Source organism: Vibrio sp. SSH13-20, assembly GCF_040104475.1.
In the GTDB taxonomy this organism is placed as follows: domain Bacteria; phylum Pseudomonadota; class Gammaproteobacteria; order Enterobacterales; family Vibrionaceae; genus Vibrio; species Vibrio harveyi.
Genome location: NZ_JBECOU010000001.1, coordinates 1,113,916 through 1,133,878, shown reverse-complemented (window position 1 = coordinate 1,133,878; position 19,963 = coordinate 1,113,916). Strand labels below are relative to the sequence as shown.

The window sequence follows — 19,963 nt, the reverse complement described above, 5'->3', positions numbered from 1 at the left end:
GATGCTTCCCTCTTTTTCCGTATTAAGCGTTTGGAGAAATCGATGAGCACCAATAAATACAGCGCCAGATTTCAGATGATGGGTACCTTCATCGATGTGGTGGTGTATCACTCGAACGGTGAGCAACTGATCAGAGAAGCCTACGCGCAACTCGCCGATTACGCAGAGCGATTTACGGTCAATCAATCCGACTCTGAGCTGATGCGCGTCAACCAAAATGCGGGTATTACACCTGTTGCGGTAGCGCAGGATCTATTTGACCTGATTAAGCTAGCTAAACAGCACAGTGAAGACACAAGAAATCCTTTTAATGTTGCACTCGGTCCGCTTGTAAAAGCTTGGCGAATTGGTTTTAAGGATGCCAAGGTGCCGTCTCATGACGTGATTACCGGCAAGTTATCCTTGGTCGATCCGACCAAGATCATTTTGAACGAAGACGACCACTCGGTGTTCTTAAGTCAAAAGGGGATGGAGATAGACTTGGGTGCGATTGCTAAAGGTTACTTTGCCGATCAGGTAAAGCACAAACTGGTTGAAGCAGGCGTGCAAAGCGGGTTTATCAGTTTAGGTGGGAACGTGCTGACCATCGGTCATTCGCCAGATAACAGCAACAAAGCATGGAATGTGGGCATTCAGAACCCATTATCAGAGCGTGGTGACGTCGTTCGCGTCGTACCTTTACAAGGCATGTCGATGGTGACATCGGGTATCAATGAGCGATTTTTTGAATCCAACGGGCAGCGTTATCATCACTTGTTGGATGCCAAAACAGGGATGCCAATCTCAACCGATATCGCCAGTTTGACGATTATCTCTCACCTGTCTGTCGATGGTGAAATTTGGAGTACCGCTGGCTTTTTACCAAGCGTAGAAGAATCGATGTCGTACCTAAATCAGCAACAGGGTATCGAGGCAGTGGTTGTTTCAAAGCAAGGTGAAGTGCACGTCACACAAGGGCTGATGGATTATAAAGGCTGTATTTTATTGCGCGAAGAGCCAGTTCTGGAAGAGTAAGATGAGGCAGAGATTCAAACCTGCCTCGTATCATTAACTTATCGCGTTAGGGTTAATCATCCGCACCGCATTTAGCGCACTCTTCGTACGTGCGTTCGCCTTCACTGATCACAACATAGCTACCTACACATTGGTCACATAGCGCCAGTTTTGGGTAGGCAATTTTCTCTTTCTTAGACGTCGTGTCGCCTTCAGTTACGTAGTATTTTCGCATTGTCATGATTCATCAGCTGGAACAAGGGCGGTATTATATCCGTAATTGAAATTCGCTGGTGGATTTCTTCGTATCGAAGGCAAATTTTTCTGCATAAAAACAGCAGTTGGATTGTTTATCTATTTGTTAGATCGTAAACATACTAACGTTTCTACATGTTTTGATAGCTTGGTCCGCCGCCACCCTCAGGTGCTTTCCATGTGATATTTTGCGAAGGATCTTTGATGTCACAGGTTTTGCAATGCACACAGTTTGCGGCATTAATTTGAAATGTTCGCTCGCCTTCGACTTCTACCACTTCATACACGCCAGCAGGGCAGTAGCGCTGGCTTGGCTCATCAAACTTCTTCAAATGGACTTGAATCGGAATATGAGGATAGGCGAGTTGCAAGTGGCAAGGCTGATTTTCTTCGTGTTGTGTACCAGACAAAAATACTGATGAGGGTTTATCGAAGCTGATTACACCATCTGGTTTCGAGTATTGAATAGGTTGGCATTCATCAATTGGTTTCAGCTGTTCATGATCGTGCGAAGGATCAGTGATTGTCCATGGTATTGGTTTCTTAACCAGAGGCTGCCACAGATTGTGTTCGAAGGTGGAAAGTGCTCCGCCTAGTACGCTGCCGAATTTGTGAATGTTCGCACCAAAGTTGCGTGTGTCACTAAGCTCTTCATACAACCATGAATCTTCAAACTTGGTTTGGTAATCCGGTTCAGAATTGGATTGTGTGATTGCTTCAGCAATGGCTTCTGCGGCTAACAAACCGGATTTCATCGCAGTATGGCTGCCTTTGATTTTGGCGACGTTTAAGGTGCCCGCATCACAACCAATCAATAAACCGCCGGGGAATTGCTGTCTCGGTAGAGAAGACAACCCACCTTTCGCAATGGCTCTTGCACCGTAAGCGATGCGTTGAGCGCCTTTCAAATGTTGTTCGATTGCAGGGTGGTGTTTAAAGCGTTGAAATTCGTCAAACGGACTCAAGTAAGGATTGCTGTAATTCAAGTCGACAATAAGCCCGACAGCGATTTGGTTGTTCTCTATGTGGTAGAGAAAACCGCCGCCAGTGGTGTTGGATTCACTCAGTGGATACCCGGCAGAGTGAATCACGCTGCCTGATTGATCTTTGGCATTGGCAGGTAACTCCCAAATCTCTTTAAGTCCAAGCGCATAATGTTGCGGTTGTTTATCATCGTCTAAACCAAATCGTTGGATGAGCTCTTTACCTAAATGACCTCGGCACCCCTCGGCGAATACGGTGTATTTGGCTTTTAGCTCAATACCGGCTTCAAAGTTGGGTTTGGCTTCTCCTTTTTTGTCCAAGCCCATATCGCTGGTGTTTACCCCTGTAACTGCGCCAAATGCATCGTAGTTAATTGTGGATGCGGCGAAACCGGGATAGACCTCAACACCAAGTGATTCTGCTTGTTCTGCTAACCAACGACACAAGTTCGCCAAACTGATGACGTAGTTGTTTTCATCATTGCGCATTGGGTTGGGGGTAAGAAAGTGGGGAACACGAACGTGATTAAGTTCTGTGGTTAGGTATAAGAAGGCATCGTTTTTTACAGCGGCGGAAAGCGGCGCGCCCATGCTTTGCCAATCAGGAAAGAGTTCACCTAATGCGCGCGTTTCGAAAACCGCGCCAGATAAGATGTGTGCACCAACTTCTGAACCTTTCTCTACTATACAAATAGATAGTGGTTCACCTTCACGCTCTTGGTTGAGTTGCGCTAAGCGGCATGCTGCACTCAAACCTGCAGGTCCGGCGCCGACTATCACCACATCAAATTCCATGCATTCTCTTTCCATCTTCTTGCTTCCTTTATGCGAAACCTTTCTTTGTTTTTCAGGTGCTTCTTCTATTACGCAGTGCTCGTATAAAGAACTATAGTCCAGTTGACGTAAACGTAAACTAAACTAAGCTCAAATGGTAACGTCATAAGGCGTGATAAAGATTTTGAGTGACAATGTCACAATGAGTTTTTTGTTAGCAAGGTAATGAAAAAACTGAGCTTTAACACAAATCTTTGTCACGCATGACCCAATTGCTAGGACGCGTATCGCTTTGCGATCTGCTAGGAGGGAATGTGAAAGTACTGGTTGCAATTAAACGTGTAATTGACCCTTACGTTAAAGTAAGAGTGAAATCTGATGGTTCCGGCGTGGAAACTAACAACGTGAAGATGACGATGAACCCATTCTGTGAAATTGCGGTGGAAGAGGCAGTACGCCTTAAAGAAGCTGGGGTAGCAGAGGAGGTGTTGGTGGTGTCGATTGGTGACACCAGCTGTCAGGAACAATTGCGCTCAGCGCTCGCATTAGGTGCGGATCGTGCGATTCATATTGATGTTGAACAGTCACCAGAACCGCTTGCGGTCGCGAAGTTACTCAAAGTCGTGATGGAGCAAGAGCAGGCTCAGTTGGTGCTTCTGGGTAAACAGTCAATCGATACGGATAACAACCAAGTCGCACAAATGTTGGCAGCACTGACGAATCGTCCGCAGGGGACATTTGCTTCGGAAGTGAAAGTAGAAGGGGAAACGGTTCTGGTTACGCGAGAGATCGACGGTGGCTTAGAGACGCTCAAACTGGATTTGCCTGCGATCATCAGTACGGATTTACGTTTGAATGAACCGCGTTACGCCTCGCTACCGAATATCATGAAAGCGAAGAAGAAGCCGCTATCGGTAATGACGCCAGACTTCTTTGGTGTGAGTGTTGAGCGCTCTCAGCAAGTGCTGGAAGTCATGACGCCGCCTGCCCGTAAAGCCGGTGAGATGGTTGGCAGTGTGAGCGAGTTAGTCGACAAGCTCAAAAATGAAGCGAAAGTGATTTAGGAGGCATAACCATGGAAAACAAACCGTTAGCAACCTTGGTCGTTGTGGAGCACGATGACCGATCACTTTCTGCAGATACATTACGCACGTTGAGCGCGGCTTCTCAAGTTCAACAAGACGGCGCCTCTTTGCCTGTCACCGCCTTGTTAGTCGGGCATCAGTGCGGCTCAGCATTGAATGAGTTGAAGTGTGTGCAAGGTATCTCACAGATCATTGCGATTGATGCTGCCGAATATCAACATGCATTGGCAGAAAACTTGTCTACCTTGATCGCCGAAGTTGGTCGGGATTATTCGCATATTCTAGCTCCCGCGAGTACCTTCGGTAAGAACTTGATGCCCCGAGTCGCTGCCTTATTGGATGTCGGGCAGTTGTCAGATGTGATTGCAATTGAATCGCTCGATACGGTTGTTCGTCCTATCTATGCCGGTAATGCGTTAGCGAGAGTTCGTTCGGACGATGCTACCAAAGTGATGACGGTTCGAAGTTCAGCGTTTGACGCAATTGCTGTGTCTGATTCACCAGTAGTGGAGAATGTCGTGGCGTTAGAAACGGTCATTAAGGCAGAACACAGTGAGTTTGTTTCACAGCAAAAAGCAGAAAGCGAAAGACCAGAACTACCGGCGGCAAACGTTGTTGTCTCGGGTGGTCGAGGGTTAGGCAGCAAAGAGAATTTCGCGCTGGTGGAACAACTTGCTGACAAGCTTGGTGGTGCAATTGGTGCATCACGCGCTGCGGTAGACGCAGGCTTTGTGTCTAACGATTTGCAAGTCGGGCAGACAGGCAAGATTGTCGCGCCTCAACTGTACATTGCTGTGGGTATTTCTGGGGCGATTCAGCATTTGGCAGGGATGAAAGATTCCAAGGTAATTGTGGCGATCAACAGTGATCCAGAAGCGCCAATCTTCCAAGTCGCAGACTATGGCTTGGTCGGTGATTTGTTTGAGATTATGCCGGAGTTGCTGGAGAAGGTTTAAGTTCGGTATTTCGGGCATTATTCCCTAGAGTGAAGAATGAGCGAGTAGGGAATCCCTTCTTGCTCACTACTTTAAGTCGTCATTCTGAACAGCGAGGAACGAGCGTGATTCAGAATCCGCTATCAAAGTGCGCTGTGGGTTCTTGCTACGAAAGACCTTCGGTGTTCGTTGTTCTTAGATTCCTAGTCGCGCTTAGGCTTGCAGGAATGACGCGCTAGAGTTTCCTTATGAAAATCAGATTCTTGAGGCGATTCTTGTTGAGTGAAAACCAAACAACGTAATTCCTTAGAATGGAGAATGAACGGGCAGGAAATCTCTTTCTTGCTTACTACTTTAAGTCGTCATTCTGAACAGCGAGGTACGAGCGTGATTTAGAATCTATTGTCAAAGTGCACGGTTGGAATATCGCCATGAAAGCCCTTCAGTGCATTTTGCGATTAGATTCCTAGTCGCGCTTAGGCTTGCGGGAATGACGCGCTAGAGTTTCTTCCTAAGAATCAAGTTTTTAGTACGCTTTTTGCTGAGTGAAAACCAAACAACGTCATTCCCTAGAGTGAAGAATGAGCGAGTAGGGAATCTCTCTTTAAATTCACCCTCAAAACAAAGGGCTTCCAATCGGAAGCCCTTTATTATTCATGACAAACGTTCTCTAAACACTCGGTTTTCTCAAGTGCTCTGCCAGTACTTTTGTGAACCTTGCCGCTTCGCCGCCGGTACATGCTCGGTGGTCAAACGTAATCGACAGCGGCATGGCTTTCACTGCCACAGCTTGCCCGTCTCGAATTACAACCTTCTCAATGATTCGACCTGCACCGACAATCGCAACTTGTGGCGGCGTGACTACAGGCGTTGCGTAAATGCCTGCAATTGCGCCAAAGTTTGAAAGCGTAATGGTGGCGTGTTGCAACTGCTCACGACCAATCTTGCGTTCACGTATGCCTTGCACAGTTTGGTCTAACCAACGACGTACCTCTTGAGGCTCATATTCGTCGGCATGTCGTAGAACAGGCACGTACAAGCCGTGTCGGCTGTCTACGGCAATACCAATATTCACCGTGCTGTGGACACAGCGCGTCATGGTTTCGGCATCAAACCAGGCATTCATAGCAGGCTCTTCCTGACACGCATGCACGATCGCTTGAACCAGGCGAATACTGATGTCTTCACCTTGCTTCCAGCCTTCCAAGACGGCTTCCTCAGTAATGGTAACTGCCGCGACATTGTGATGGGATTCCGCCATGGTTGATACCATGGTTCGGCGTGCGCCTTTAAGTACTTCTGTACCGGGGCGTTGTTTGCCCGCTTCATCGTAGATATCGGCATCGACGATCAAACCATCCGGACCACTGCCTTTGACCAAATCTAAATCCACACCCAGTTTCTTCGCTAATAGGCGAGCAGAAGGAAGCGCAGTAATGAGGTTATCGGGTGATGGATTGTGTTCGCCACCAATCCAGAAATCATCCACATTCACGCTGTGCGCGTGTTGGGAGACATTACCGACCACGGTTGCTGCATCGGCAGTTTGTTTCTGCTCTGAGACGGTTTGCTCTGCTCCCGTTTCATCGATTTCCAGAAGTAGAGCACCAATGTTGATTACATCGCCTTCTTCGCCATGACGACTCACGATACGACCACCATAAGGCGCAGGGACGTCCACGGTCGCTTTTGCGGTTTCGACAGTAAGCACCACTTGATCCAGCTTGACCATATCGCCGACACTAATATGCCATTTCACAATTTCTGACTCAGCGAGACCTTCGCCGAGATCGGGTAAGTTAAACGTCTTCATTTCCAATCCTCCACGAGTTCGCGCGCGGCAAGCACAATGTCTTCTTCCTGAATCATGTAATAATCTTCGTTGCGGTAGTACGGCATGATGGTATCCATGCCCGTGACGCGTTTTGGTGGCGCTTTGAGTAGGCACATCGCATGTTCTGCGGTTCTGGCTAGCAGTTCTGAGCCGACACCACAGGTTTTGCTGGCTTCATGTACCACCAAGAGGCGTCCGGTTTTCTCAAGTGAACGGAAGATGGTCGCGGTATCAATGGGTTTGATGCTGGCTAAATCAATCACCTCAACTTCGATGCCTTGATTGGACAGCGTTTGAGCCGCTTGCAGTGATTCGACAACACACGCTCCCCAAGTCACTAACGTAATGTCGCGACCTTTGCGAAGGGTAAAGCAAGTGTCGAGAGGTAGCGCTTCGCCGTTATCCACCACTTCAGATTTCACAGTGCGATAGATACGTTTCGGCTCGAAGAACATTACCGGATCGTTGCTACGGATGGCTGCTAGGAGCAAACCATAAGCGCGTTGCGGTGATGAAGGAATCACAACCTTAAAACCTGCAGTGTGAGCAAACAAAGCTTCCACACTTTCAGAATGGTGCTCTGGTGCATGAATACCGCCACCAAAGGGCGCGCGGAATACGGCAGGGCAGGTGAGTCGACCACGAGTACGGTTACGCATTCGCGCCGCGTGGCACATTAAATGTTCTAATGCAGGAAAGACAAAGCCTTGGAATTGAAACTCTGCTACAGGTCGTAGACCTTGCGTTGCCATACCGACAGCGACACCGCCAATAAGCGCTTCAGCAAGAGGTGTGTCTATAACGCGCTTAAGACCGTATTTTTGTTTGAGTCCTACAGTGGCGCGGAATACACCGCCGTTGTCACCCACGTCTTCGCCAAGGACGATAACATTCGGATCGTGTTCCATTTCATGGTGCAGTGCGAGGTTCACTGCTTCAACTAACGTGAGTTCAGCCATGTTTCCCTCCCTGCATTCGCATTGCTTTGTTGATTAGCTCATCCCTTTGCGCATGAAGCTCTTGGGGTAGGGATTCATAAAGGAAATCGAAGCCCGTTTCAGGTGCTTGATTTGGCATGTTGAGATAACTTTCAACGGCGAGTTCTACTTGTTCTTTACAGTGGGCTTGCCACTCTTGTTCTTTCTCGTTACTCCAAACACCTTGATTAGTGAGAAAGGCTTTAAGTCGACGAACGGGTTCATATTGCCAAGCAGTTTGAACCTCATCCTCGTTACGATAACGGGTCGCGTCGTCGGCGGTGGTGTGGTCGCTCAAGCGGTAACTTACTGCTTCAATTAACGTTGCGCCTTTGCCTTTTCTGGCTCGTTCAAGAGCGGTCATTGTTGCATCAAACACCGCGACGACATCGTTGCCATCCACCGTAATACCAGGGATACCTGCGCCTTTGGCTTTTTCTGAGAGAAATTCTGCAGCACATTGCAAACTGCGCGGCACGGAAATCGCCCATTGGTTATTGTTCACCACAAAAACTAATGGGATGTTCCATGCGCCCGCACAGTTAATGGATTCAAGGAAGTCGCCTTTGGAAGTGCCGCCATCGCCGCACATCACCAAAGCCGCATCGTGATTGCCTTGGATTTTCAGTGCTGCTGCCACACCAACGGCATGGGTGCACTGAGTAGCGATTGGGACACAGAAGGGGAGGTCTTTGCTAGGAAAAGGGCTGCCTTCAGGAGCGAAGTCGCTGCCGCGTTCATCGCCCCCCCAGTATTGCAGGTTCTTTTCCATTCCTATACCACGACACCACATGGCGGGCATATCGCGATAGTAAGGAACAAACACATCACTGGCTTTCAGCGCTCTGCCTACCGCTATCCCAACGGCTTCCGAGCCAAGGTGTGATGGGTAGGTACCTAATTTACCAGTGCGTTGCAGGGCAACGGCTTTGTTATCGTAGGTGCGAGTTAATACCATGTCTTGGTAAAACCCGACCAATGTATCGAGATCAGCCCAGTTGGGTAGTTGGCTGACGAGGTTCCCATCATGGTCGATAAACCGATGCATGGGTAATGCCTGAACGTTCATCTCAAGCTCCTTTTGACGCTGCGGGTCTTTTGGACTGCAGCTGCTCATTGTTTCGATCTCAGCCTGTATGGGTACTCAGGCTTTGATATCAGCGCAAAAGGTCATACCTAGGATTGCAGTTGTTTTGATAGTTATCGACGCTTTTGGTGCTCGTCTCTCTAACAAAAGTGTGTTCTGGTAAAACACAAGGCGTCATTTATTACTGCTGTTTACACCGCCTAATCCAGTGATGAATCTTGGTATAACCAGATACAGTAAGTGTAAACAAATTGTTAAATTATGCTTTAATTTGAGTTGTAACCCACAGTAAAGTTTCGCTTACACCGTACTTTTCTAGGATAAAACACTGCTTTTTTGAATTGTACGTTTTCGAAGTTGAAGGGAATCACTGAGTTTGACAGGAAATTTGTAATAAAATTATGCTGTAAAATTCGACAGGTTGAGTGATTTATCAACCATATTCGCGCAGATCCAGTAACACGTTAATCTCTCCGTCACGCTTTGACGATAGATTTGAATTTGTCGCTTCCCTCGATAGTTGAATGCAGGTAGTGTGGCGACTAATGAAAGTCAGTGATACGCATGGAGAAGTTATGTACCACATTCATGTTTACTTCCCGCTTCAGCAGCAGGATAAAGCTCAAGCCTTGAATGAGATCATTCGTCAAGAACGCCAAGATGTTTTGCGCGTTTTCCCTTTAGTGTGCAAGTTGGTTGGTCCACATAAGATGCCGATGTTTGAGCTGCATGTTGAATCGATAAGTGATGAGTTTATCGCATGGCTTGATACCATTCGTGGTGGTTTTTCGGTTTTGATTCATCCAGTCAGTGACAACGAGCTGCGTGATCATACCGAGCGTGCGATTTGGTTAGGTCGTGAGCTTGGCGTGTTTGAAGAAAAGCTCGAAGCATAATTCGTTTGGGTAGACCGTTTCTTTCCCTCCTATTTGGTCTATCCAGATTCAGCAATTCCGTCCATCGTGTGCTAAACCTTAATAACGGTAGTGATAAAGTAGTCACTGCCGTTTTGAGTACATTTATGATGTTTAACAATGCATTAAAACAAGATTAAGCACAAAAACAGGGAAGTGCAGTTTACGACCCCAACGCCATTGGCAGTGGAAAAGGACATTTCTGGAGGGGAAAGGGTATGCTTACAATACTCTTAGTCGCACTTGCGCTGTATATTTTCTGGTTGTTGTTTCGTAACGGTCCTGCGTTTGCAGAGCGAGTGCCGAACAAAAAACGTAACTGGGTGGGACCCACGTCAAATCAAAAAGAATGGCAGGGCTATTGCTCCGAGGTCTTTCAGCCATTTAGCTCTCAAACCACTTTTTATGCTATCGCTTATTTTGCCAATTTTGTTGCTGCGGCAAACGCCATATCATGGTCGATAGTGTACGAGGGCGATTACTCCGTCATCATCAGTCGTTTTGGCAGCTACTTCATTCTCAACACGCACGATGCCTTGGTGGTCTCTGGGTTTGTCGCACTAGCGTGTTTCATCATTAACTGGCAAATGGCGGTGCACTGCGCGGGGATCATGAGCCAGTATTTGGTGCGAATCTTAATCATCAATCGTACGCGCTTCGTTGCGATTAGTTTGGTGTTCTGTAGTTACTTTGCTTACTTGCTGACTGTCGGCATTTTCTGGTTGTTCCACGACGGATACTCCATTTGGCACGGGCTTACGCTCACTCCGGTATTTCTGCTTTTGGCTTTGTTGCTCGCGGTTGTGTTGCCATCAATGAAGAAAGAACCTGTCGAGAAAGAGTAAGCGCCACTTATTTCATTGAGTTGCGGTAGTAATTCCACTGAGGTTGAGGTAGGATTGCCGACCTTTTTTCGTCAGTGGGAGGACTTATGTATATCGGCTTTGACTACGGCACCGCGAACTGTTCGGTGGCGAAAATGGAACAAGGTGAACCGCAACTTTTAAACCTTGAAGGGAATAGCCCTTACATTCCTTCCACCCTTGCTGCACCAACGCGTGAGTCGGTGTCTGAACACTTGTTCCGCCATCGCAGCATCAAACCTTTCGATCAGGTTGGTGAGCAGGTTTTGCGTCGCGCGATCAACCTTAATCGTGAAGAAAGCATTGAACTTGAGCCAGAAGACATGGCGTTTGGTCAAGCGGCATTAAATCGCTACTTGGAAGATCCTCGCGATATCTATTACGTGAAGTCACCAAAGTCTTTCCTCGGTGCTTCTGGTCTGCGTGATGTTCAGCTGAGTTTCTTTGAAGATCTGGTTTGCGCCATGATGGACAACATCAAAGTGCAAGCAGAGAACAGCGCACAGCAAATCATTACTGATGCGGTGATTGGTCGTCCGATCAACTTCCACGGTCGTGGCGGTGAGACGGCGAACATTCAAGCTGAAGGCATTCTTTTAAGAGCAGCAAAACGCGCTGGTTTTCAGAACATCGAATTCCAATTTGAACCGGTAGCCGCAGGTCTGGAATACGAAGCAACGCTAACCGAAGATAAAACCATTCTGGTGGTTGATATCGGTGGTGGTACGACAGACTGTTCTTTGATTCAGATGGGACCATCTTGGCGAGGTAAAGCTGACCGTACCGCAAGTCTGTTGGCGCACAGTGGTCAACGTATTGGTGGTAACGATTTGGATATCGCGTTGGCGTTCAAACAACTGATGTTCCCATTCGGTATGGAGAGCAAGATGGAATCGGGCATCATGATGCCAACCACGCAGTTCTGGAACCCAATTGCGATCAACAATGTGGAAGCGCAAAGCGATTTCTACTCACGTGAAAACTTATCGGCGTTGAAACTGCTGCACAAGCAAGCGCAAGAGCCTGAGAAACTGGCTCGTTTGTTAGAGGTTTACCACGAGTCGCTAGGCTACAACATCGTGCGTCGCGCAGAAGAAGCCAAAGTCGCGTTGTCTGACCAAGCATCTTACCGTGCGGGCATTAACTTGTTGTCTGAGTTGATTGAAGTCGATGTTCAACGTGATGAGATGATTGAAGCGATTGAATCACCGAAGAATAAGATGACTGCTTTGGTTACTGAAGCAGTAGAGCAAGCGGGCGTAAAACCGGATGCGATCTTTATGACTGGTGGTTCGGCACGTTCACCTATTTTGCGTGATGCAGTGCAGACAGTATTGCCAAACATTCCAGTGGTGAGTGGCAACTACTTTGGTTCGGTCACCGCAGGTCTAGCGCGCTGGGCAGAGGTTTGCTTTAAGTAAGACTGAGCGAGGAACGAGCGAGTAGGGAATCTCTAAAGTGCACATCAGTACAACCAAATGTGCACACGGCTAGAATCATACTTACCAAAAGAAAAAGAGCCCGCTGAAGTAGCGGGCTCTTTTCGTACAAGCGATTAATGATGGTGCGTGTGCTTTTCCATGTGGTCTTTCTTCTCAACCGCCATTTCTACTTCCACTTTACCTGCTTTTTTGAACGTCAAAGTCACAGGGAAACGGTCACCTTCTTTTAGCGTTTGGGTTGAGTTGAAGATCATGAGATGGAAGCTGCCTGGCTTGAATTCCACTTTCTGCTGAGGCTCTACCACGACTTCATCAATCTTAATCATCTTCATCATGCCGTCTTCTTTCGTGTGAGTATGAATTTCCACACGGTCAGCAATCGGTGTTGAAGCCGCAATCAACGCGTCATCAGCGTCACCTAGGTTACTTAGCTGGAAGAAACCGCCAATTACTGGTGCATTTGGTGGCGCTTCACGGCTCCAAGGATGATCGATGTGAATCTTGCCTGCTTCGTATTCGTGAGCAAGGCTGAGTGGACTTGCCAGTAAAGCGACAAGAGCGATAGCTGTGGTTTTGATTGTTTTAAGCATTAGTGTTTTCCTTATGAAATTTGGCTTCTCCGGTTCGAAAGTTCGATCGGCTTAATAGTTGTTTTCGTGTGCCACATGCAGAGCATTAGGCGAGGAAAGCACAAGGCGGTGATTGTTTTGGTGCGACGTGTTTATAGACTTGTTTGCCACAAATCGCGAATTGGTAATGTATGAGCGTGTTCTTAGTGCGCCTTAACCAAGAAAGCGTAGCAAGGTAAAGTCCTAGCGCGATAGAAATAAAGAATTGCGCTGCTTGCAATAACGGACACTCAAATTGAAATCCATCATGCAGATTAAGGTCTTGAACAAATTCAGAATTGGGCAGTGCGTTGGCTTCAATCAGTTCGTTAATATCCACCCATTTAAAGCCATCAGCGGTACACAGCAACACCTTTTCATCTTGAACTTGGTTTAGCCAATTTTCGCTGTGGATTTGCGTAGGGTTCAGTGCCGCAGTCGACGTTAGGTACAGCTGAAACAGCACAGCGATAATGATCGTGATAGCGCTTAGTGTCTGTTTTCCTTGCTGTATTCTGAGTATATCCATGCGACTCGGTAGTGAGATTTTTAACGCGGCGATACTAACAAACGAACAATAATTTGTAACTATAAGTTTATAAAATGGTGATGTGAGTGTGTTTTATTTGTTTTGTGGTTATTTGTTCTGAGAACCGAAATCGCAAATGTCGTTATCTAGTAGCCTTCTAAATCCATTAGTAGGCTGAATTTTAGGAATTTTGTTGGTGATTTTACGTGCTAGAATCGAACTGATTCAATTCAAACTGATTATCTATTCCTCACTTGTTTTCCATTAACGGAATTATGACAGTAATTTAATAAAGGATACGGTATTCTCCGCACCTTTGTAGTTGCTTGAAGCGCCCGTCACATAAGGGCTGCGGAATCTTAAGAAATTTCTCCAATGAAATACGAACAACAGATCGGATATCGATATCCTAAAGGTCGATTTGCTATGGTGAGCGTGTACGCGTTTACTGGCGCTGCGATTTTAGCATCGACTATTTTTTCTCTTTTACTGTTTTTGTCGATTGACGAAAACCCAATGATGCAGGCGCTATTTGGCGGTCTGGCAATCATCTTTGAAGCGGGCAAGTTTTACGCTTGGTATGAATACGGTGAGCGTCGTGCACACAGAAACTACACCGGAGCCCTAACGGCGTTAGTGTTCTATCTGGTGCTTGCCGCTATCTCTATCGGCGGTAGTATCGGTGGCATCAACAGTGCGACCAACAGCGCCCAAAGTCATATCTCGGTAGAACAAGCGAAAGTGGAAGCGTATAACCGTCAGATTGCATCAATCGATAAGCAGATTGAACTGAACAATATGGCGGCGCAAAAATACATCGAGATGGAGCGTATCGCAACTGGCGTAACGCGCATTCAAGAGCAGAACAAGAAGCTACGTGAAGAGCAGCAACGTTTAGCAACAGAGCGTGATAGCTTACCGCCAGTGGCGCAAGGTTCGGTGATTGGTCTTATCGACAGCTTAGCGAAAGCGTTTGGAACGACATCTTCTCAGGCGCAGCTGGGCTTGGTGGTGTTCTTATCTATCTTGTTGGATTTCTTTGCTGCTTTCTTTGTGGGTTTGATTGGTGAAGAGAATCGCTTCCGCCATTTCTTCCGTCGTAACGACGGGATAACGTTAGCAAACATCCGAGATATTGACCCAGAGCCAGCGGGATACTTGCCTCATATCAAAGAGGAAGCCGAGCCTGAAGCGCAACAAGAGCTTGAACCAGAAGAGTCAAAAACGTTATTAGAGCAGGTGAGTAACGCATTAAAAGGTCACCAAATTACTTGCACCAAAAAAGCGGTGGCGAAGCAGTTTAGGCTCTCGGCAGAAGAAGTCGACAAAGTATTTGAAGAACTAGCTAAACTTGGTTTAGTCGGTAAGAAAGCCAACCATCATTACCACTGGATTGGTCTGACCGAAGTGGCTTAAGCATCGCGAACGAAAAACAAAGGAGCGTCCAGATGGACGCTCTTTTCATTTACTCTAAACCCATATTTCACCAATCGACTCACTTCAGGCTGACGATTAATCAGTGATGATCTTCTTGGTTGTGTTTTTAATAGGTTTCTTCTCTTTCTCTGGCATTGCAGCGTCGACGGCCTTACCTGCAAGTCCTTCCTCGGGTAGCGCGTCTTTACCGGCTTCCACCGTGCTGTCTTTTAAGGCTTCTTTTGGTGTGCATCGACCACCGACTCCCACTACCGCTTTAGTGGCTGTTGCTTTGGCTGCTTTTTCTGCGTCACAGTCTGGGTCCAATACGCCAGCGTCCGCAGAGGTTGTGCCAAATAGGAGGAGAAGTAGGGCAAGGTTACGTTTGCTCATTACAGTTACCGTCTTCATGTCAACATGGATTAAGTGTAACTGAGTGATATGAGTTTGCAGGAAAAGAAAAGTGCCGCAGACGCGACACTTGTGAGTTTCTGTTGTAATTTCGGAGCCTTAGTCGTTCGCGACCTCGATTTCTCTTGCGATATTTTGATCGTTTACAACTACACCATCAACTTCAATAGTCGCACCGTCTAAGTTCGCTTCTTGTACGCCATTAAGCTGAGTATTGGTATCAATCACAACCGTTTTGGTTTGGAATTCTGGTCCATGATCGTTTTGGCAAGCAAGCACGAAAGTTCGGGAGTTTGCGTCGTAACTGTTTACTAAGCCTGTGCACTCAAAAGACTCTAATCGCTCTGATGTATTATCGTTGTTTGTTGCCGCGAAACTGCTTGCTGAAATACAAGCACCGAAAAGCATAATTAGAGGTAGTGTCATTTTACGCATTATTAATCCCTCATTTGGTCATACGTATCTGTTGTAAAAATTGAAAAGAAAAGACGATACGAGAGAGGGAAGAAGCACCACTGCGGAGTCGGTGCTTCTTAGTTGTGTTTGTTGTATTTATATTGACTTAGTCGTCAGATTCCCAAGGCTCAATCTCAAGTGCAACATTTGTGTTATTGATGATAGTACCTTCCACTTCTACATGTTTATTAGCGATGTTTGAAAATGACAGACCATCTTCAAACATTGTTTTGCTATTTACGACCACGCTAGAGTTATCGATAGTTTGGTTTAAATCATTCCAACAATGATCGATGTCGAAAGTTGCGGTGTCCACGCCGTTAATTTTGTGGTTTGCTACCCAGCCAGAACATTCGAGCTCATTAACGTTCCAATCTTCTTCGTTATCATCTGCCCAGTCTGGCTTTTCAAACTCGACATGAGTTGCAACCGGGGTGTTCAATGTTCCCATGACAGAAGTCACTTCAACTTCAGAGCCGACGGCTAGATTGGCGATCAACGCTGGGTTACAAGGTGCGTCATCATCATTTTGGAAGCAAGTTTTGCCATCAATGATAAATGTTCCGCGGTAGTTAAGCTCGAAGGCGCTCTGGTCTTGGTTTACCCAAGTGACGATGCCTTCAACATCATTTTCTCCTTGTAGTTGGTTGTAGCTTTCAACTTCAACTAACGAGGCATGAAAAACGTTGCCATTGAAAGAGCCTTCTGCTTCCACCCATTGACCCACTTGTAGATCCGCAATGCGGTCATAAGCGACAGTCACATTTGCACCAAGTTTGAATTCTTTCTTATTAAGGTCAATGCTTGAAATTCGACCTTCAACTTCATCTTGATCAGACAAGCTGGTTTCAAATTTTACGACTGAAAGTACTTTGTATTGGTTGTTCGCCCCAGGTAGAGACGACACCATTACCCAGTCACCACTGTCAATATCAGAGTTAATGAGTTCTGGATAGACAAGTTCAAAACCATTGATGGTGAACTTGCCCGCGTTTTTGTCGATGATCTTAATGTGACCAGTCATGGTTGGTTCTAGTGTTACAACAACGGGTGCACTAGACGATTTTTCCTGACCAGAACCAACTTGAACCATCATGTTAGGCTTCACAGAAGCAAGGTTGGTTTGTTTACCACCATACATAACTTCTGATACTCGGTAAGTGTAGCCATTTACTGTGATTGAACTGTTTTCACTACTTACAGACTCTACGGTACCGATAGCTGCACTTGGTTTCGCTACAGGTTGAGTTGTAGAGTTATCGCTACCTCCAGACCCACCACAACCTGATAATGCCAAACCCACTGCCGCTACAAGCGCTAATTTTTTCATGATATCGACCTATTTTGAAAGCTTATTTATGAATTTGGTTGTATCTTATGGCGCTTATCGTGAAGTGTTCGTGAAGAAACGTGAGCCTATGAAAATATTAATTGTCGATGATAATCACAATGTTTCAGAAACTATTGCGGATTATCTAGAGCTCGAAGGAATGACGATAGATTGCGCTTACCATGGAGAGGCTGCGCTAAATTTAATTCAAGAAAATCATTATGATGTCATCATTATGGACATCATGATGCCAAAACTTGATGGCATCAGTACAGTCGAGAAACTCCGTCGTGAGCAACTTTGTGGTACCCCAATCTTGTTCTTGACTGCCAAAGATACTCTCGATGATAAAGTCGCGGCATTCAATGCTGGTGGTGATGACTATTTGATGAAGCCATTTGCCATGCAAGAACTTAGCTTGAGAGTACATGCATTAGCCAATCGAGGTCCAAGGCAAGATATTGGCACGTTAAAGTTTGCAGACATAAGCTTAGATGTGAGAACCGATGAAGTGACTCGCAATGGTAAACACATCAAACTCAGCCGCATTCAAACTAAAATTCTAAAGCTGCTTTTAAAGCGCGCGCCTGCAGCGGTGTCTCGTACCGAAGTAATTGATAATGTATGGGGTGATGAGCCTCCAGGCAGCGATGCATTGAGAAGCCATATCTATGGTTTAAGAACGGCGCTCGACAAGGGTTTTGATGATTCCAGACTAGAGACGATTCATGGACAAGGTTACCGACTCAAAGCATAAAGAATACCCAAGTATTTATCGCAAGATCCGCTGGGGATTCGGTTTAATGACCTTTGCGATGTTTACCTTATTTTGGTCGTTAATTTATGTAGCGGAGAACAAACTCGAAGTACTGAGCTTACACCACTGGTTGGATACAGAGGTAGAGCTGTACCAAGAGAACTTCCAAAACATGGGGTGGGATGCGCCGCTTCCTAACGTTCTAGAATTTGATTCTTATTGGAGTGAAGCACCAACGCCGGAGTGGCTGTTGTCTTTCAAGTTTCCCGGTTTCTATGAATACCTTTTAGGCGAGGAGGATAAGCATTTTGTCGTGTTTGATCACCCGTCTGGTAAAGGCTTGATGTACATTGTCTTTCAAGATGACTCGGATGACTACTTGGATGAATACGAAAGCTCGCTGCACCAATTCACATTCTTTTTAGGTGGATTGTTTTCTTTGATCATGGTTGGCTACGGTGTCTATATGGTCCGCATTTTGTCGCGTCCACTTGCCAAGATTGAAGACAAAATAGGGCGAATGCCACCTGACCAACCGGGTTTTGATGTGGATACCAAATTCAGCGAGACTCGTCATATTGAACAGACTCTGTTAGATAGTAAAAATGAAATCGCAGGGTATTTTCGTCGTGAGCAAGAGTTTAGTCGCTTTGCTTCTCACGAACTGCGCACGCCCATTATGGTTATTAAAGGCTCAACAGACATTTTGGCTCGCGTACCGGATCAACCGCCCATTGCTCACAAAGCTATCACACGTATGCAATCGGCTTGTGAGGAAATGAGAGTGTTAACGGAAGCCTTCTTACTATTGGGTAAAGAGAAGGTAGAGCCGCAACACTATGCCGATCATGCGTTAACCACATACTTAAAACAGCAGTTAGCTGAGCTTGCACCTCTATTTGCTAAACAGGGAGCAGAATACAACCTGAGCGAAAATGAGAGTGGGCTCGTTCATGCCCCAGAGAGCTTTGTGACGATTGTAATTAATAACCTGATCAAAAACGCGTTTAGCTACAGTATTGGCGATATTGAAATCGTGTTGATAGGCACGCAACTTACTATTGTTAATCGGCACGATGGTAATGAAACCTACAATGCAGGTTATGGTTGTGGCTTAGTTATTGTCGAACGTATTTGTGAGCGCATGAGTTGGCCATTTGAACTGGATGATGATGGCGTAAGGTTTACCGCTACGGTTGATTTTCGATCGTAAAGTCATCAGATTATTAAATTCCGGTAACACACCCATAAACGGTTAGTTGTAAAGCCAGAGCCTCGACTCTGGCTTTTTTGTTCCTAACTGCCAGTGAAACAAGAAAAAATCTCGATTTGAATTAGACTCATAAGAGTAAAAATGAAACCCAAGGAATGGTTATGCTCTCTTATCAGGTCAGCCGAAGTATCGAAATCGAAAAGACGCAAAGTGAAATCATCGATTATCTGAAAGATTTTACCCATTGGCCCGAATGGTCACCATGGATAATTTTGGAACCGGATTGCGAACTTACGTACAGCGAAGAACAAGGAAAAGTTGGCTCAGGATATCAATGGAATGGTAAACGTATAGGTACAGGGGCAGTGGTACTGGAAAGTACACAAGAGCATCGCCTTGATATGGAGTTACACTTCTTTCGACCATTTAAAAGTCAGGCGAAAGTGACATTGGTTGTGACGCCGTCACAGAAGGGGTGTGCAGTAGAATGGATGATGCAATCCCGTGTACCTTGGTTTTTATTCTTCCTTAAGGGGGTGTTTAAGTCCATGATTGAAATGGATTATGACCGCGGTTTACGTATGCTAAAAAGCCAGTTGGAAACCGGGCAAGTCTTATCTCAACTTAAAGACCTCGGTTCCCGGAAACAAAACGAAGTCAGCTACATTGGCTTGGCTGGGGCAGGAACTATTTCAGAGATTGGTCCTGTTATGCAGCAGCATGTCGAACGCTTGTTTGAAATGGCAGAAAAAGAAAACCTCCCCGTTACTGGAGAGTTGTTTTGCTACTACCTTTCGATGGACATGAAGCGTGGTTATTTTGAGTTTATCACGTGCTTACCAGTACAAGCAGGAGTCGTGGCGAGTGGCGAGTTTGTTGCTGGAACTATCCCCGCCAGTGATACTTATGTCGTTGAACATAAGGGCGAATACTGGTTCTTAGGTAACGCGTGGTCATTGGTGATGAACCTAACGCGACAAAATGGCATTAAAGTAAAAACCAAGCCGTTAGGGATCGAACGCTATATGAACAACCCCAATGAGACAGAGAAAGCAGATTTGTTGACCGAGGTAATTGTCTTCAAGAAATGATGTGCGTTGT

The 19,963-nt window shown here is 46.2% G+C and carries 20 protein-coding genes; 10 read left to right on the top strand and 10 right to left on the bottom strand.

The window, feature by feature from the left end:
• Positions 1-42 precede the first annotated feature (42 nt).
• On the top strand, positions 43-1,014 hold the full coding sequence (locus tag ABMY42_RS05035) for an FAD:protein FMN transferase (RefSeq protein WP_050907137.1): 972 nt from the start codon (positions 43-45) through the stop codon (positions 1,012-1,014).
• Between the two features lie 52 nt (positions 1,015-1,066).
• On the opposite strand, the gene ABMY42_RS05030 is transcribed toward ABMY42_RS05035, so the two are convergent.
• Both ABMY42_RS05030 and ABMY42_RS05025 read right to left on the bottom strand, forming a co-directional pair.
• Positions 1,067-1,234, bottom strand: a complete 168-nt coding sequence (locus ABMY42_RS05030) for a hypothetical protein (RefSeq protein ID WP_153303268.1) — start codon at positions 1,232-1,234, stop codon at positions 1,067-1,069.
• A gap of 145 nt (positions 1,235-1,379) precedes the next feature.
• A complete protein-coding gene (locus ABMY42_RS05025) occupies positions 1,380-3,041 on the bottom strand; it encodes an electron transfer flavoprotein-ubiquinone oxidoreductase (RefSeq protein WP_349266081.1) in 1,662 nt (553 codons plus the stop codon).
• Between the two features lie 278 nt (positions 3,042-3,319).
• Here ABMY42_RS05025 and ABMY42_RS05020 point away from each other — a divergent pair, with 278 nt between their 5' ends.
• Together ABMY42_RS05020 and ABMY42_RS05015 are read left to right on the top strand one after the other, a co-directional pair.
• Positions 3,320-4,069, top strand: a complete 750-nt coding sequence (locus ABMY42_RS05020) for an electron transfer flavoprotein subunit beta/FixA family protein (RefSeq protein WP_349266080.1) — start codon at positions 3,320-3,322, stop codon at positions 4,067-4,069.
• An 11-nt stretch (positions 4,070-4,080) separates the two neighbouring features.
• Complete coding sequence (locus ABMY42_RS05015; protein ID WP_349266079.1) at positions 4,081-5,046, top strand: FAD-binding protein; 966 nt, start codon at positions 4,081-4,083, stop codon at positions 5,044-5,046.
• Between the two features lie 649 nt (positions 5,047-5,695).
• Here the strand turns inward: ABMY42_RS05015 and ABMY42_RS05010 are convergent.
• Genes ABMY42_RS05010 through pdhA form a run of 3 tightly spaced genes read right to left on the bottom strand, consistent with a single transcriptional unit; the run spans position 5,696 to position 8,905 of the window.
• Entirely contained in the window at positions 5,696-6,838 is a 1,143-nt protein-coding gene (locus ABMY42_RS05010; protein WP_029790719.1) for a dihydrolipoamide acetyltransferase family protein, read from the bottom strand.
• A complete protein-coding gene (locus ABMY42_RS05005) occupies positions 6,835-7,818 on the bottom strand; it encodes an alpha-ketoacid dehydrogenase subunit beta (RefSeq protein WP_349266078.1) in 984 nt (327 codons plus the stop codon). Before ABMY42_RS05005 ends, ABMY42_RS05010 begins: the two co-directional genes overlap by 4 nt.
• Positions 7,811-8,905 carry a pyruvate dehydrogenase (acetyl-transferring) E1 component subunit alpha gene (gene pdhA / locus ABMY42_RS05000; protein WP_349266077.1) on the bottom strand — a complete coding sequence of 365 codons (1,095 nt, stop codon included), beginning with the start codon at positions 8,903-8,905 and terminating at the stop codon, positions 7,811-7,813. Before pdhA ends, ABMY42_RS05005 begins: the two co-directional genes overlap by 8 nt.
• Positions 8,906-9,498: 593 nt before the next feature.
• Here pdhA and ABMY42_RS04995 point away from each other — a divergent pair.
• From ABMY42_RS04995 to yegD, 3 genes are all read left to right on the top strand, one after another.
• A complete protein-coding gene (locus ABMY42_RS04995) occupies positions 9,499-9,819 on the top strand; it encodes a DOPA 4,5-dioxygenase family protein (protein WP_005450131.1) in 321 nt (106 codons plus the stop codon).
• Between the two features lie 236 nt (positions 9,820-10,055).
• The gene (locus tag ABMY42_RS04990; RefSeq protein ID WP_349266076.1) at positions 10,056-10,682 is read left to right on the top strand and encodes a hypothetical protein; all 627 of its coding nucleotides are present in this window, start codon (positions 10,056-10,058) and stop codon (positions 10,680-10,682) included.
• A gap of 86 nt (positions 10,683-10,768) precedes the next feature.
• The gene (gene yegD / locus ABMY42_RS04985) at positions 10,769-12,121 is read left to right on the top strand and encodes a molecular chaperone (protein WP_289881897.1); all 1,353 of its coding nucleotides are present in this window, start codon (positions 10,769-10,771) and stop codon (positions 12,119-12,121) included.
• A 134-nt stretch (positions 12,122-12,255) separates the two neighbouring features.
• On the opposite strand, the gene ABMY42_RS04980 is transcribed toward yegD, so the two are convergent.
• Together ABMY42_RS04980 and ABMY42_RS04975 are read right to left on the bottom strand one after the other, a co-directional pair.
• Positions 12,256-12,732 (bottom strand): copper chaperone PCu(A)C, encoded by a 477-nt coding sequence (locus tag ABMY42_RS04980; protein WP_349266075.1) that lies wholly within the window; start codon positions 12,730-12,732, stop codon positions 12,256-12,258.
• Between the two features lie 85 nt (positions 12,733-12,817).
• Positions 12,818-13,279, bottom strand: a complete 462-nt coding sequence (locus ABMY42_RS04975; RefSeq protein WP_005450125.1) for a hypothetical protein — start codon at positions 13,277-13,279, stop codon at positions 12,818-12,820.
• A 375-nt stretch (positions 13,280-13,654) separates the two neighbouring features.
• Here ABMY42_RS04975 and ABMY42_RS04970 point away from each other — a divergent pair, with 375 nt between their 5' ends.
• On the top strand, positions 13,655-14,695 hold the full coding sequence (locus tag ABMY42_RS04970) for a Preprotein translocase subunit SecY (protein WP_349266074.1): 1,041 nt from the start codon (positions 13,655-13,657) through the stop codon (positions 14,693-14,695).
• A gap of 96 nt (positions 14,696-14,791) precedes the next feature.
• Here the strand turns inward: ABMY42_RS04970 and ABMY42_RS04965 are convergent, their stop codons facing one another.
• The 3 genes from ABMY42_RS04965 to ABMY42_RS04955 all read right to left on the bottom strand — a co-directional run bounded on the left by ABMY42_RS04965 (position 14,792) and on the right by ABMY42_RS04955 (position 16,892).
• The gene (locus tag ABMY42_RS04965; RefSeq protein ID WP_017190881.1) at positions 14,792-15,088 is read right to left on the bottom strand and encodes a hypothetical protein; all 297 of its coding nucleotides are present in this window, start codon (positions 15,086-15,088) and stop codon (positions 14,792-14,794) included.
• Positions 15,089-15,205: 117 nt separating this feature from the next.
• On the bottom strand, positions 15,206-15,541 hold the full coding sequence (locus ABMY42_RS04960) for a hypothetical protein (protein ID WP_017190880.1): 336 nt from the start codon (positions 15,539-15,541) through the stop codon (positions 15,206-15,208).
• Between the two features lie 127 nt (positions 15,542-15,668).
• Positions 15,669-16,892 (bottom strand): DUF5666 domain-containing protein, encoded by a 1,224-nt coding sequence (locus tag ABMY42_RS04955; RefSeq protein ID WP_349266073.1) that lies wholly within the window; start codon positions 16,890-16,892, stop codon positions 15,669-15,671.
• 88 nt (positions 16,893-16,980) lie between these two features.
• Here ABMY42_RS04955 and ABMY42_RS04950 point away from each other — a divergent pair, with 88 nt between their 5' ends.
• The 3 genes from ABMY42_RS04950 to ABMY42_RS04940 all read left to right on the top strand — a co-directional run bounded on the left by ABMY42_RS04950 (position 16,981) and on the right by ABMY42_RS04940 (position 19,953).
• Positions 16,981-17,649, top strand: coding sequence for a response regulator transcription factor (locus tag ABMY42_RS04950; protein ID WP_005450120.1), 669 nt, complete (start codon positions 16,981-16,983; stop codon positions 17,647-17,649).
• Positions 17,621-18,862 (top strand): HAMP domain-containing sensor histidine kinase, encoded by a 1,242-nt coding sequence (locus ABMY42_RS04945; protein WP_029790727.1) that lies wholly within the window; start codon positions 17,621-17,623, stop codon positions 18,860-18,862. The genes ABMY42_RS04950 and ABMY42_RS04945 overlap by 29 nt, the downstream gene beginning before the upstream one ends.
• Before the next feature lie 161 nt (positions 18,863-19,023).
• Positions 19,024-19,953: an SRPBCC family protein gene (locus ABMY42_RS04940; RefSeq protein WP_349266072.1), complete on the top strand. Its 930-nt coding sequence runs from the start codon at positions 19,024-19,026 to the stop codon at positions 19,951-19,953.
• Positions 19,954-19,963: the final 10 nt, after the last annotated feature.